12 protein-coding genes and 1 pseudogene are annotated in these 13,801 nt (G+C 60.1%); 4 read left to right on the top strand and 9 right to left on the bottom strand.

Annotation, left to right across the window (positions count from 1 at the left end):
- Positions 1-132: 132 nt before the first annotated feature.
- On the bottom strand, positions 133-966 hold the full coding sequence (locus tag CAF65_RS21580; protein ID WP_085718120.1) for an aldo/keto reductase: 834 nt from the start codon (positions 964-966) through the stop codon (positions 133-135).
- The gene (locus CAF65_RS21575) at positions 950-2,698 is read right to left on the bottom strand and encodes an FAD-dependent oxidoreductase (protein ID WP_085718119.1); all 1,749 of its coding nucleotides are present in this window, start codon (positions 2,696-2,698) and stop codon (positions 950-952) included. The genes CAF65_RS21580 and CAF65_RS21575 overlap by 17 nt, the downstream gene beginning before the upstream one ends.
- 174 nt (positions 2,699-2,872) lie before the next feature.
- Between CAF65_RS21575 and CAF65_RS21570 the strand changes: the two genes are divergently transcribed.
- Positions 2,873-3,649, top strand: coding sequence for an IclR family transcriptional regulator (locus CAF65_RS21570; protein WP_085718118.1), 777 nt, complete (start codon positions 2,873-2,875; stop codon positions 3,647-3,649).
- Positions 3,650-3,702: 53 nt separating this feature from the next.
- On the opposite strand, the pseudogene CAF65_RS28890 reads toward CAF65_RS21570, so the two are convergent.
- The 4 genes and pseudogenes from CAF65_RS28890 to CAF65_RS21550 all read right to left on the bottom strand — a co-directional run.
- Positions 3,703-4,101 (bottom strand): annotated as a pseudogene (locus CAF65_RS28890) (BMP family ABC transporter substrate-binding protein); the annotation flags it as partial.
- 337 nt (positions 4,102-4,438) lie between these two features.
- Positions 4,439-5,797, bottom strand: coding sequence for an 8-oxoguanine deaminase (locus tag CAF65_RS21560; protein ID WP_085718116.1), 1,359 nt, complete (start codon positions 5,795-5,797; stop codon positions 4,439-4,441).
- A 156-nt stretch (positions 5,798-5,953) separates the two neighbouring features.
- Positions 5,954-6,643 (bottom strand): SDR family oxidoreductase, encoded by a 690-nt coding sequence (locus tag CAF65_RS21555; protein ID WP_085718115.1) that lies wholly within the window; start codon positions 6,641-6,643, stop codon positions 5,954-5,956.
- A gap of 19 nt (positions 6,644-6,662) precedes the next feature.
- The gene (locus CAF65_RS21550) at positions 6,663-7,010 is read right to left on the bottom strand and encodes a MerR family DNA-binding transcriptional regulator (protein ID WP_085718237.1); all 348 of its coding nucleotides are present in this window, start codon (positions 7,008-7,010) and stop codon (positions 6,663-6,665) included.
- Between the two features lie 82 nt (positions 7,011-7,092).
- Between CAF65_RS21550 and CAF65_RS21545 the strand changes: the two genes are divergently transcribed.
- Positions 7,093-7,554 (top strand): hypothetical protein, encoded by a 462-nt coding sequence (locus CAF65_RS21545; RefSeq protein WP_085718114.1) that lies wholly within the window; start codon positions 7,093-7,095, stop codon positions 7,552-7,554.
- Between the two features lie 450 nt (positions 7,555-8,004).
- Here the strand turns inward: CAF65_RS21545 and CAF65_RS21540 are convergent, their stop codons facing one another.
- The 3 genes from CAF65_RS21540 to CAF65_RS21530 all read right to left on the bottom strand — a co-directional run bounded on the left by CAF65_RS21540 (position 8,005) and on the right by CAF65_RS21530 (position 10,253).
- Positions 8,005-8,586: a YigZ family protein gene (locus CAF65_RS21540; protein WP_085718113.1), complete on the bottom strand. Its 582-nt coding sequence runs from the start codon at positions 8,584-8,586 to the stop codon at positions 8,005-8,007.
- Positions 8,587-8,592: 6 nt separating this feature from the next.
- On the bottom strand, positions 8,593-9,243 hold the full coding sequence (locus tag CAF65_RS21535) for a TetR/AcrR family transcriptional regulator (protein ID WP_085718236.1): 651 nt from the start codon (positions 9,241-9,243) through the stop codon (positions 8,593-8,595).
- An 89-nt stretch (positions 9,244-9,332) separates the two neighbouring features.
- Complete coding sequence (locus CAF65_RS21530; RefSeq protein ID WP_008021909.1) at positions 9,333-10,253, bottom strand: LysR family transcriptional regulator; 921 nt, start codon at positions 10,251-10,253, stop codon at positions 9,333-9,335.
- Positions 10,254-10,392: 139 nt separating this feature from the next.
- Between CAF65_RS21530 and CAF65_RS21525 the strand changes: the two genes are divergently transcribed.
- Both CAF65_RS21525 and CAF65_RS21520 read left to right on the top strand, forming a co-directional pair.
- Positions 10,393-11,742 carry an aspartate aminotransferase family protein gene (locus CAF65_RS21525; protein ID WP_085718112.1) on the top strand — a complete coding sequence of 450 codons (1,350 nt, stop codon included), beginning with the start codon at positions 10,393-10,395 and terminating at the stop codon, positions 11,740-11,742.
- Between the two features lie 76 nt (positions 11,743-11,818).
- Positions 11,819-13,312 (top strand): CoA-acylating methylmalonate-semialdehyde dehydrogenase, encoded by a 1,494-nt coding sequence (locus CAF65_RS21520; RefSeq protein WP_085718111.1) that lies wholly within the window; start codon positions 11,819-11,821, stop codon positions 13,310-13,312.
- Positions 13,313-13,801: the final 489 nt, after the last annotated feature.

The following is a 13,801-nucleotide window of genomic DNA, read 5'->3' as shown; positions in this document are numbered from 1 at the left end:
CACACGGATTGATTTCCGGCAACCCGCGAAGGGCTGCCGAGAACGTTTCAGGTTTGTATTGAACACGGATAGCCCAGCGAATTCCGTCTGATGACGGGTTTTTATCGTGAAGATGATCGCCGGTCTTGCGGATTATTCGTCGAATGCATCCCACACCGGCGCAAAGTCCGGGCTGACCTGCCGCTCGCATTTGGACAGGCTGGCGATCAAGGCACGGTCTTTGTCATCCAGTTGCACATCCAGCGCCGAAAGATTGGCCAGTTGATTGGCCTCGCTGCTGGCCTTGGGGATCGCGGCCACATTGGGTTGATCGAGCAGCCATTTAAGCGCGACCTGGGTCGGCAGTACGCCGTGTTTCGCGGCGATCTGCCGAATGGCCGGAGTCTGCGACACCTTGTTGCGTGCCAGTGGCGTGTAGGCCGTCAGCGCAAGATCGTGTTGACGGGCGTAGTTGAGCAGGGCGTTTTGTCCGAGCAGCACGTGGTACTCGACCTGGATCGCCGACAGGGGCGCTCCCAGTTCTTCGACGACTTTGCGTAGCAGAGGCAGCGGAAAGTTCGCCACGCCAATGTTGCGCGCCAGGCCTTGTTCCTTGAATGACACCAGGGTGTCGATGGTGCGCGGCAAATCCCAGTCGGTGGTTGGCCAATGGAGCATGAACAGGTCGACGTATTCGCTGCGCAGGGCTTTGAGGCTACGGTCCATGGAGTGGCGCATGGTGTCGGGTTGCAGTTGGTCCCACCAGACTTTGGTCGTGACATGGATTTGCTCGCGGGGTATCGGGCTGTTCGCCAGTGCCTGTCCGACAGCGTCTTCGTTGTTGTAGGCCGCTGCCGTGTCGATGTGCCGATATCCCAGGGCCAGAGCCTGAGCCACCGCACGGGTGCATTCCTCGCCGAGCATTGGCCAGGTGCCGAGACCAAGTTTCGGCATGTTCAAACCCTGTGCGTTAACGATGTGCTGCATGGTCGATCTCCTTTTCATAAGCAGTGGCGCCTGCGATATGGCGCGCGGCGATGTAACCGAAGGTCAGCGCCGGGCCAAGATTGATGCCGCCAGCGGGGTAATGACCGCCCATGATGCTTGCCATGTCGCCGCCCGCCGCATACAGCCCGGCGATGGGCTGCGCCGCGTCGTCCAGGACCTGGGCATGTGGGTTGACCTTGAGCCCGGCGAAGGTGCCGAAGCAGCCCGGCTGGACCTTCACGGCATAGAACGGACCTTGTTCGATTGGCGCGACGCATGGGTTGGGTTGTTGTAATGCGTCACCCTGTTTGCGGTTGTAGGGCGTGGAACCACGACCGAACTGTGGGTCCTCGCCGTTGCGCGCATGGCGGTTGTAGTCCGACACGGTGGTGCGCAAGCCGTTCGGGTCGATCCCGCAGGCTGCAGCCAATTCCTCGAGCGTGTTACCGGTTTTCAGATAGCCGCTGCGGATGAAGGGCGACAGCGGCACCGGAAATGGCCGAGAGATGCCCAGGCCATAACGGCGCTGAAAGCCATGGGTGCAGATCAGCCACGACGCCACTTCTTCATGCGGTGGGGCGGCGGCGACCATGGCCGTTACGTAGTCGTAGTAGCCGTTGGCTTCATTGACGAAGCGCTGGCCGTTGCTCAGCACACCGATGATGCCTGGTTTGCCACGCTCGATGATATGCGGGAAGTGTCCCGTGCTGCCGTCGCTGTGCGGCACTTGAGAAACCGGCGCCCAGGCGACGGCAGACGCCATGTTGGTATTCACCCGGGCACCGGCACTTTCGCCCAGGCGCAGGCCGTCGCCGCAAACACCGAGGGGCGGCAAGGCCAGATGCTCATGTCCGGTCGGTGTACGGGGGAACAGCGCCTTGCGGCGCTCGATGTCATTGGCGAAACCACCCGCCGCGAGCACTACGCCCTTGCGTGCATGGATGCGCACCGAGCCTTTGGCGGTACTGACTACCGCACCTCGTACCTGATCGTTCTCGCGCAGCAATCGGGTCACGGGCGCGGATTCCCAGAGCAGCACGCCGAGGTCGTCCGCGGATTTTGCCAGGCGCGCCACCAGTGCCACACCGTTGACCAGTTGCATCGCCCGGCCATGTACGGCGAGGTCGAACAGGTGACGGCTGAAGCGCCGCGTAACGTGCCAGGCCGCCGACAGTGAGCGGGTCAGGTTGAGGAATGCCGTGAGATCCGCCCCCGCCATGATCGGCATGCCCATGAACGATGTTTCCCGCATGGTTTTGCGAAGACGCTTGAGCAACTTGCCGACTTTTCGTGCGTCGTAGGGGGCGGCGATCACTGAGCGTCCACCGGTGCCTGCCCCGGGCGTGTCGCCATGAATGTCGGCAATGGCGTTACCGTCGGCGAATTGCAGTGTGGTGTGCTGCTCGAAGAACGACACCATTCGCGGGCCGGCCTCCAGGAAAGCGTCGATCATCGCCGGATCAAAGCGTTCGCCCAGTTCGTGTTTCAGATAAGTGCGAGGCCGTTCAACGTCTTCGACGATGCCCGCGCGTCGGGCCAACGGGTTGCAAGGCACCCAGGCCCAGCCGCCGGACCAGGCCGTGGCGCCGCCGAACACGGGGTCCTTTTCTGCCACGATGACTTTCAGTCCGTGCCACGCGGCGGTCACGGCCGCCGACAGTCCCGCCGCACCGGAACCAACGATCAGCACATCGCAGTCGATGTCGGGAAGGAAGTGCGCTTGGGCAGGCATTGTTTGAACTCCGGTGTTTTATTTTTTGGAATCTTGTTCCATAAAATATAAGAGTCAGAAGAGGCCGGAAAAGTCTTGATGGCATAAAACGGGCGGTTATCGAACGATCAGTTCCAGATTTTGCATTCGACCGGATGTCTTCTAGAATCGAGCAAATTTTGTGTGGAAGTGACCATGGCCGGCAGTCAGATCGAACGTGTTTTCAGTGTGCTCGAAAGCCTCACCAGCGATCCCCGTGGTCTGCCGATGCAGACTCTGGCGGAGCAACTGGATATCCCCAAGAGTGCGACCCATCGCCTGTTGGCTGAGCTGATCCGCCTCGGTTACGTGCGGCAGAACCCGGAGAATTTGCGCTATCACCTCTCCACCAAACTGGTGGCGATGGGCTTCCGTTACCTGTCGAGCAGCGGTGCCGATATCGTGCAGCCGGTGCTTGACCGACTGGCTCAGGAAACCGGCGAACTGGTGCGCCTCGGCGTGATCGACGGCGAGCGTCAGACCTGGATCGCCAAATCCCAGGGCGCTCGCTCCGGTCTGCGTTACGACCCGGACATGGGCCGCGATGCGCCATTGTTTTACACCGCCTCGGGACATGCGTGGCTGGCGTGCATGAGCGATGCCGAAGCCTTGTCGCTGGTGGAGCGGCAGGACGCGCAGGTGCCGGACCATGTGGGGCCGAACGCGCCGCGCTCCAACATCGAATTGCTCGAACGCCTGCGCCTGGCGCGGGAGCAGGGCTACGCCTGCGTCGAGGAAAGTTCGGCGGTGGGGACTTCAGCCATTGCGGCGGTGGTGCGCCATCCTGCCGATGGGCGGGTGATCGGCGTGCTCAGCGTCGCCGGGCCGAGCGCGCGGATGCCGGGGGCGCGGCTGCATGAGCTGGCGCCGTTATTGCTGGCGTACGCCGAGGAGTTGTCGGCGGCGAGCCTGGCGTCGGAGTTGTTTACTTAAGACGCTCGCAAAAACCTTTGTAGGCGCGAGTTCCCACAGGGGGGGCTGAAGAGTTACTTCGGTATTTCGGCCTTCATGTCTTCCACGTAGTCATTCATCGACGCCAGTTCCGCCGTACCCTCCTTCGAGGCATCCCAGTAATCCCGGAATTTCCAGTCATGGTCGATTACACCTTGGGCAGCCTGAATGTAGAGCGGGGCCCACTTGTTGACGATGGAGGTCAGCACCGCTTTCGGTCCGAAGTACGCCATGTCCGAGGCGTAGCCCACGGCATACACGCCGCGACGTTCGGCGGCCTGGATTGGCGCGGGGCTGTCGGTGTGCTGGAACACCACGTCCACGCCCTGATCGATCAACGCGTTGATGTCGCGGATCACTTCCGGGATCGGGAACGAGGCGACGAAGCCGACTTTCAGTGGGTTGCTGGCACCGGCAGTGAGGATTGCGCTCAGGCCGATGGCCGCCGCAACGGTGCAAAGCAGCTTCTTCAACGGACAGTTGTGCATGAATTCGGACTCCATTTTGTCGTGAGGTTGGCTGGGCTCTTTGGCTTGCACAGGGCAATGCAAACTGCTGACCAACAGGACAACAAAAATCTGGAGTCGCGGTGATGCCATCGCGAGCAGGCTCGCTTCCACAAAAGTACCGCGGTCTCTGTGGCAGCGAGCCTGCTCGCGACAGGTCCTTGAAGTGCGATAAAAGTGCATGGCGCTGCACAGCTGCCACTCACTGGTGCGCTAAAGCAAAACGAAACGTTAGCGCCACCCCGCCGTTTTAATCGGTGTGGTGTCAGACGCCTGCGATAAGCTGTCGCGCCGCCTGGCTGTGATCAGCGATCAACCCTTTCAAGTCGAGGCCCTCGACCTGCCCGTCAATCACTCGCCACTTGCCGCCGACCATTACCCGATCCGCGCGATCGGCGCCGCACAGCAGCAGTGCCGAGACCGGATCGTGGCTACCGGAGAAACGCAGTTCATCGAGCTTGAACAGGGCCAGGTCGGCCTGCTTGCCCACGGCCAGTTCACCGATATCGGTACGTCCCAACAGACTGGCCGAACCTTTGGTCGCCCAGCCGAGTACGCGTTCCGGGGTGATCTTCTCGGCGCCGTAGCGCAGGCGCTGGATGTACAGGGCCTGACGCGCTTCGAGCATCATGTTCGAAGCATCGTTGGACGCCGAGCCATCCACCCCCAAGCCAAGCAAGGCACCGGCATCGGTCAGCTCGATGCTCGGGCAGATGCCCGAGGCCAGGCGCATGTTCGAGCTCGGGCAATGGCAAATACCGGTGCCGGCGGCGCCGAGGCGGGCGATTTCATCCGGGTTGAAATGGATGCCGTGGGCCAGCCAGGTGCGCGGGCCGAGCCAGCCAACACTGTCCAGATAGTCCACGGTGCGCAGGCCGAAGCGTTGCAGACAGAAGTCTTCTTCGTCGAGGGTTTCCGCCAGGTGGGTGTGCAGGCGCACATCGAGTTTGTTCGCCAGCTCGGCGCTGGCCGACATGATTTGCGGCGTCACCGAAAACGGCGAGCACGGTGCCAGGGCGATCTGGATTTGCGCACCATCACCGCGTTCGTGGTACTCGGCGATCAGCCGCTGGCTATCGGCGAGGATCACTTCGCCTTCCTGCACGGTCTGTTGCGGCGGCAGGCCACCGTCCTTTTCGCCAAGGCTCATGGAACCGCGGGTGAGCATGGCGCGCATGCCCAGTTCGCGAACGCTCTCGACCTGTACGTCGATGGCATTTTCAAGGCCTTCCGGGAATAGGTAGTGATGGTCGGCCGCGGTGGTGCAGCCGGACAGCAGCAATTCAGCCAGCGCAACTTTGGTGGCGAGGGCGAGTTTTTCCGGGGTCAGGCGTGCCCAGACCGGGTACAGGGTTTTCAGCCACGGGAACAGCGGCTGATTGACCACCGGCGCCCAGGCGCGGGTCAGGGTTTGATAGAAGTGATGATGGGTGTTGATCAGACCCGGCAGGATCACATGCTCGCTGGCATCGAACACTTCATTGCAGGAGGTGGACGGCTGCTGGTCAACGCCCAGCACTTCGACGATCAAGCCGTCTTGCAGCACCAGACCGCCACGGGCATCGAGACCGTTGGCCGTGAAAATGGCGAGGGGATTTTTTAACCAGGTACGGGTCGCAGGCATGTTGGCCGGCTCCTCTGAAAGTTGGGTTCAGGGTTGCCAGCTCAGTGTTGCCCTGTCTGCTGATCCAGGGTCGCCGGGGAGGCGAGGTGCGCAGTTTCGATCAAATCTGCCTGACGGGCAAGCCCGGCCCGACAGGCAGATGCCAATCCGGTGGTATTACCAGGGAATGGTCTCGCCCCTGTAATTGATGAAATGGTGCCCGCCCTTACCGATATACGCATTCACCTGATCAACCAGGCCACGGGTGCTGGTTTCGACGTCGATGTCCGCACCTTCGCCGCCCATGTCGGTTTTCACCCAGCCCGGGTGCAGCGACAGCACGGTGAGCCTGGTTTCGCCCAGTTGAGTGACGAAGCTATTGGTCATCGAGTTCAGCGCCGCCTTGCTGGCCTTGTACAGTGCCAGTTCCGGCGCATCGGGCATGGTCACGCTGCCCAGCACTGAACTCATGAATGCCAACACGCCGGTATCCAGGCGGATGTGCTCGACAAAACGCTGGGCCAGGTTGATCGGTGCCACGGCATTGGTGAAAAACAGCTGGCCGACGTCGGCCATCGTCGCGCCACCGTTCGGTGTCTGGACATCCGGCCCTTTGACCCCGGCATTGACGAACAACAGGTCAAACACATCGCCCTTGAGTTGTTGGCTCAGGGCAGACACCGCTTGCTGATCGTCCATGTCGAGCGTTTCGATCCGCACCTTGCCCAGGGCCTGCAAGGCTTCGGCCTTTTGCGGATTGCGCACGGTGGCGGTGACTTGCCAGCCATCGGCCAACAGGGTTTTAACCAGCCCGAGGCCAAGCCCCCGGGAGGCTCCGATGATGAGTGCGGTTTTTGCCTTGGACATGAGAGGCTTCCTTGAAAATTCAGAGTCGTGGATTCAATGGACACTGTTGCCCGAGCCGTTGTTGCAACTCATCGCGCAGTGCGCCGAGTTCGGTCATGCGGGCTTCGATCAGTTTGAGTTTGTCTTGCAGCCGTTGGGTGACGGCACTGTCGGGATCGGGCGACTGCCAGATTGCAGCGACGCTGTTGCCGATCTCACCGAGGGTAAAGCCCAGCCGTTGAGCGGTCTTGATGTACTGCACCAGTTCTGGCGGATAGTCGCGATACCCGTTGGCGCTGCGTTGCGCCGCGATCAACCCGCGCTGCTCGTAGAAACGCAGCGTGTCGCGGCTGACGGCGCTGGCCTGGGCTAATTCACCGATGCGCATCATGACGTCTCGAAGGGGCTTGACCTTGGAGCATACTCCAGGCTTTAGCCTTGTTGCTCCCTGAATTGATGGAGCAATGTCGATGTGGACTACAACGCAATATCGCCGCCTGGTGCAAGGCAGTGCCTGGTACGACCTGATCGTGACGGTCGCGTTTGTCACGCCGTGGAGTTTTGCGGCATTGCATGGGATTTTGACCGGCATGAGTCAGGCATTGAATTTGCCCGGTGAGCTGCCGCCGTTCGAACCGGTGCACATGCTGATGGCGAATCTGCTGGGGTCGATTGTCTGCGTATGGGCGGTGTTGCGGATTCGTGATCCGCAGCGGATTTTCGGGCGGTATGACGCCGTGGCCAGATTCCTGTTCTCGGCTTGGCAGGCTTATGCCCTTGCCCATGGTGCGAGTTCGTTATTGGTGATTTTCCTGGTTTTTGAATTGGCGTGGGGCATAGTTCAGGCGCTGCCTGTTCGGACGCCTTCGCGAGCAAGCTCGCTCCCACATTTGACCGGGTTCACACCCATCCAGCGTGAGCCGAGGCATTGAGCATGCCGCTTTCAAATGTGTCGCATGGAGCCGGGCACCACATGGGGGCAGTGCCGAGAATCAAGCCCTGATTTTGCTCGTACGGCTTTGATCAAAAAATGAGCAAATTACTACGGGCCGTGTTGTACACGGCTCGGCGACGGCCATGAACGGGTTATCCACAGATTGCTCCACAGTATTTGTGCGCAAGCTCAAAGCATGGGCATAAGCACTGAGTGGCTTTCTTCTAAAGGCGATAAACCGATGTAACTATTTGTTTTTATTTGAATTTACTGTGTTTGATGGCAGTTTGGACGAAAATTGAGCAAAGTCCGCAAAGCCACGTGACAGAAGGGTTACAGCGGTATGTGCTCAGGTTATCCACAGCTGGGTGCACAGCAGATGTGGGCAAGTATGGAATAAGTGAAAAAGCGGCGTGCCCCAAAAGATCGCAGCCTGTGCCGGAGCCTTTTAGCGCTGCAACACAATGCGCCCGCGACTCAAATCGGCCAGCTGTGACTGCAAGGTGTCGATTTGCGCTTCCCCCACGGCCAGCTGCAACTCGACACCGCTGGCGGTGAAGGTTTCTTCCACAACCAATCCACCTGCCTCCGCCACTCGCAGCTTGACCAGGGCCAACTCGGCAAATCCGCAAGCGCAACGCAGCGGCACCCGGCTGATCAGCTCGATTTTTGGCGCCGCTTGCAGGCATTTGTTCGCACCACCGCCATAGGCCCGGGCGAGCCCCCCGGTACCCAGTTGGATGCCGCCATACCAGCGAATCACCAGCACCGCGACCTGATCGCAATCCTGTGCCTCGATCGCCGCCAGAATCGGTCGGCCGGCCGTACCGCCGGGCTCGCCATCATCGGTGCTGCGATATTGATCGCCGAGCTTCCACGCCCAGCAGTTGTGCGAAGCATTCAAGTCACTGTGCTGTTCAATGAATGCCTGGGCTTCGGCCGGGCTGGAGATGGGCGCGGCAAAGGTCATGAAGCGGCTCTTGCGAATCTCTTCGCGGTATTCGCAAAAACCGCTGAGGGTAAAGGGCATAAGTACTTAAATGGCAGGTTGCAGGCCGCAGCCCTTGAGAATGATGCGGATCAGGTTGTCCCCGGCGTCTTCCATGTCTTGCCTGGTCAACCGGGTGCGCCCGGTGACACGGCAGATCTGCGTGGCGAAGTCGGCGTAATGCTGGGTGCTGCCCCACAACAGGAAGATCAGGTGCACCGGATCGACCGGGTCCATTTTACCGGCGTCGATCCAGGCCTGGAACACGCCGGCACGGCCCTGGAACCAGGCGCGATAATCCTGGTTGAAATACTCGGTCAGGCATTCACCGCCGCTGATGACTTCCATGGCAAAGATCCGCGAGGCTTGCGGCTGGCGTCGGGAGAACTCCATTTTCGCGCGGATGTAGCGGGTCAAGGCTTCGGCCGGATCGTCCTCGGCGGTGAGGGTGTTGAAGGTGCTGTCCCACAGCTCGATGATGTTGCTCAGCACCGCCACGTACAAACCGAGCTTGTTGGTAAAGTAGTAATGCAGGTTGGCCTTGGGCAGCCCGGCGTTCTGGGCGATGGTGTTCATGCTCGTGCCTTTGTACCCGTGACGGGCGAACTCGTCTTCGGCGGCTTTGATGATGGTCTCTTCGTTTTTCTGACGAATGCGGCTGACGGGTTTTGCACCGTGGGCTGGGACTTCAAAGGTCATAAGCACTTCCGAACGGGTGGGTGGGACGGCCAGTGCGTTGATATCGTACCCACCGGCTTCAGACAAGTCCTTATGTGGCGCAATGATCATTAACGCGTCGCGGCCAGGCTCTCCAGAAAACTCTCCAGCACCAGATGCGGTCGACGTCCCTTGCGTGTGACCGACGCCAGGCTGAGGTCATAGAAGCGCGTTTTTGCTTTGAGCGCTCGCAACCGGCCTTGCTGCACCCAAAGACTCGCGTAGTGGTCCGGCAGGTAACCGATATAGCGTCCGGTCAGGATCAGGAACGCCATGCCTTCGCGGTCCGAGGCGCTGGCGGTGCAATTGAGCGCCTGGTAGTGAGCCTGGATCTCCGCTGGCAAACGGAAGGTGGGCGCGATGGCGTCCTGGCTGTTCAGGCGTCCGTCGTCCAGTTGTTTATCGTCGACATAAAACAGTGGATGGCCGACCGCGCAGTACAGCAGTGATCGTTCGCTATATAGCGGTTGATACTCCAGCCCCGACAATGCGCTCGCCTGCGGCACCACGCCAACGTGCAGGCGACCGTCGAGTACGCCTTGCTCGACTTCATTGGGCGCGATCATGCGGATCTGGATCTGAACATCCGGGCCGCGTTCTTTCAATTGCGCGAGGGCATGGGTGATGCGCATGTGGGGCAGGGTGACCAGGTTGTCCGTCAAACCAATGATCAATTCACCGCGCAAGTGCTGGTGCAGGCCATTGACCTCGGTGCGGAAGCTTTCCAGTGCACTTAACAGTTGCAACGCCGATTGATAGACCTCGCGGCCTTCTTCGGTCAGGGAAAACCCGGCGCGTCCACGTTGGCACAGACGCAAACCGAGGCGTTGCTCCAGATCGCTCATCTGCTGGCTGATCGCCGAGCGACCGATGCCCAGAACGGTTTCCGCCGCGGAGAAGCCGCCGCATTCCACCACGCTGCGAAAGATCCTCAGCAGGCGAATGTCAAAGTCGCTGACCTGGGCCAGCGGATCGGGACGGCGAGTGCTCATGCTTGTTACTCAAAAGTTTAGTAGTGGGCTGACTGAACATTAGAAAAGTTGCATTTCACCGACTTTATCCCCGTGGCAATTTAGCTGCAACAACGGTTTTCAATCCTTACGCCGCTTATTGCCTTGCGAGGTTTCGCCCATGAACTTGCCTGAAAACGCCCCGTCTTCCCTGGCCAGCCAGCTCAAGCTCGATGCTCACTGGATGCCTTACACCGCCAACCGTAACTTCCAGCGCGACCCGCGTCTGATCGTTGGCGCTGAAGGCAGCTGGCTGATCGACGACAAGGGGCGCAAGGTGTACGACTCGCTGTCGGGTCTGTGGACCTGTGGCGCCGGGCACACCCGCAAGGAAATCCAGGAGGCCGTGGCCAAGCAACTGGGCACGCTCGATTACTCGCCAGGCTTCCAGTACGGCCATCCGCTGTCCTTCCAGCTGGCTGAGAAAATCACCGACCTGACACCGGGCAACCTGAACCACGTGTTCTTCACCGACTCGGGCTCCGAGTGCGCTGACACCGCGGTGAAGATGGTCCGCGCTTACTGGCGCCTGAAAGGCCAGTCGACCAAGACCAAGATGATCGGCCGTGCCCGTGGTTACCATGGCGTGAACATCGCTGGCACCAGCCTCGGTGGCGTCAATGGCAACCGCAAGCTGTTCGGCCAGGCGATGATGGACGTCGACCACCTGCCGCACACTTTGCTGGCAAGCAACGCTTACTCCCGTGGCATGCCGGAGCAGGGTGGTATCGCCCTGGCTGACGAACTGCTGAAACTGATCGAACTGCACGATGCGTCGAACATCGCTGCGGTATTCGTTGAGCCATTGGCTGGCTCCGCTGGCGTGCTGGTTCCGCCACAGGGTTACCTCAAGCGTCTGCGTGAAATCTGCGATCAGCACAACATCCTGCTGGTGTTCGACGAAGTGATCACCGGTTTCGGCCGTACCGGCACCATGTTCGGCGCCACCACCTTCGGCGTGACCCCGGACCTGATGTGCATCGCCAAGCAAGTCACCAACGGCGCGATCCCGATGGGCGCGGTGATTGCCAGCTCCGAGATCTACCAGACCTTCATGAATCAGCCGACGCCTGAATACGCGGTTGAATTCCCCCATGGCTACACCTATTCCGCGCACCCGGTGGCTTGCGCCGCGGGCCTGGCAGCGCTCGACCTGCTGCAAAAGGAAAACCTGGTGCAGAGCGTGGCCGAAGTCGCGCCGCATTTCGAAAATGCGCTGCACGGCCTGAAAGGCACCAAGAACATCATCGACATCCGCAACTTCGGCCTGGCCGGCGCGATTCAGATCGCTGCACGTGACGGCGACGCCATCGTGCGCCCGTTCGAAGCCGGCATGGCGCTGTGGAAAGCCGGGTTCTATGTGCGCTTCGGCGGCGACACCCTGCAGTTCGGCCCAACCTTCAACAGCAAGCCACAGGACCTGGATCGTCTGTTCGACGCGGTCGGCGAAGTGCTGAGCAAGATCGACTGATTTCTCCCTCTATATATGCATTCAAACAACAGGCGTCCCGAAACGGGCGCCTGTGGACAACTTTTCAGGAGCTTCCATGAGCGTTATTCCGCATTTGATCAATGGCGAACTGGTGACCGAGAACGGTCGCGCGGTTGATGTGTTCAACCCGTCCACCGGCCAGGCCATTCACAAGTTGCCGCTGGCGACCCGCGAAACCATCCAGAGCGCCATCGATGCGGCCAAGGCTGCGTTCCCGGCCTGGCGCAACACGCCAGCGGCCAAGCGTGCCCAGGTGATGTTCCGCTTCAAGCAACTGCTGGAGCAGAACGAAGCGCGTATTGCCCAACTGATCAGCGAAGAGCACGGCAAGACGCTCGAAGATGCGGCCGGTGAACTCAAGCGCGGCATCGAGAATGTCGAGTTCGCTTGTGCGGCCCCGGAAATCCTCAAGGGTGAATACAGCCGTAACGTCGGCCCGAACATTGATGCCTGGTCTGACTTCCAGCCGCTGGGCGTGGTTGCCGGTATCACTCCGTTCAACTTCCCGGCCATGGTGCCACTGTGGATGTACCCGCTGGCGATCGTCTGCGGCAACTGCTTCATCCTCAAGCCGTCCGAGCGCGACCCGAGTTCGACGCTGCTGATCGCCCAGTTGCTGCTTGAGGCTGGCCTGCCTAAAGGCGTACTGAGCGTGGTGCACGGTGACAAGACCGCGGTGGATGCGCTGATCGAGGCGCCGGAAGTCAAAGCGCTGAGCTTTGTCGGTTCGACCCCGATTGCCGAGTACATCTACTCCGAAGGCACCAAGCGCGGCAAACGCGTTCAGGCCCTGGGCGGTGCGAAGAACCACGCCGTGCTGATGCCGGATGCAGACCTGGACAACGCCGTCAGCGCACTGATGGGCGCCGCTTACGGTTCCTGTGGTGAGCGTTGCATGGCGATCTCGGTGGCCGTGTGCGTTGGCGATCAGGTGGCAGACGCGCTGGTGGCCAAGCTGGTACCGCAAATCCAGGCGCTGAAAATCGGCGCCGGTACTTCTTGCGGTCTGGACATGGGGCCTCTGGTTACCGGCCAGGCCCGCGACAAAGTCAGCGGTTATGTAGAAGACGGTGTAGCCGCCGGCGCGACGCTGGTCGTGGACGGCCGTGGTCTGACCGTGGCTGGCCACGAGGAAGGTTTCTTCCTGGGTGGTTGCCTGTTCGACAACGTCACGCCAGAGATGCGTATCTATAAAGAAGAAATCTTCGGGCCGGTGCTTTGCGTTGTTCGGGTCAACAGCCTGGAAGAAGCCATGCAACTGATCAACGATCACGAGTATGGCAACGGCACCTGCATCTTCACCCGCGACGGGGAAGCGGCGCGGTTGTTCTGCGACGAGATCGAAGTCGGCATGGTTGGCGTCAACGTACCGTTGCCGGTGCCGGTCGCCTATCACAGCTTCGGCGGCTGGAAGCGTTCGCTGTTCGGCGACCTGCACGCCTATGGCCCGGATGGTGTGCGTTTCTATACCCGCCGCAAAGCCATCACTCAGCGCTGGCCGCAGCGTGCAAGCCATGAAGCTTCGCAGTTCGCCTTTCCTAGCTTATAAGTAGAAGGGCGTAGAAGGCCGACCCATTGGGTCGGCCTTTTTGTTTTCGGGGCTTTTTTGACCTATATGACAGTTTTGTGAAAATAGGTGTTGACGGCAGATTCTGGAGGCCTATAATTCGCCCCACTTCCGGCGCAGTCGAAGCGGAAAACTCCTTGATAAACAATGAGTTATGCGGGTTTCGGCAGCGGGTTGCTTCAGGTCATCGAAGCCGAAAGGAAGTTGAAAAAGAGGTGTTGACAGCAGCGGGTAACGCTGTAGAATTCGCCTCCCGCTGACGAGAGATCGAAGGCGCAAGTGGTTGAAGTTGTTAAGGATTCCTTGAAAACTTCTGAAAATAATCACTTGACAGCAAATGAGGCTGCTGTAGAATGCGCGCCTCGGTTGAGGCGAAAAGCTCTTGACCAACCGCTCTTTAACAACTGAATCAAGCAATTCGTGTGGGTGCTTGTGGAGTCAGACTGCTAGTCAACAGATTATCAGCATCAC

Origin of the sequence: Pseudomonas sp. B28(2017) (genome assembly GCF_002113025.1) — a bacterium.
In the GTDB taxonomy this organism is placed as follows: Bacteria; Pseudomonadota; Gammaproteobacteria; order Pseudomonadales; family Pseudomonadaceae; genus Aquipseudomonas.
Note: the sequence above shows the minus strand (reverse complement) of the source record. Positions and strands in the feature narration are given on the sequence as shown.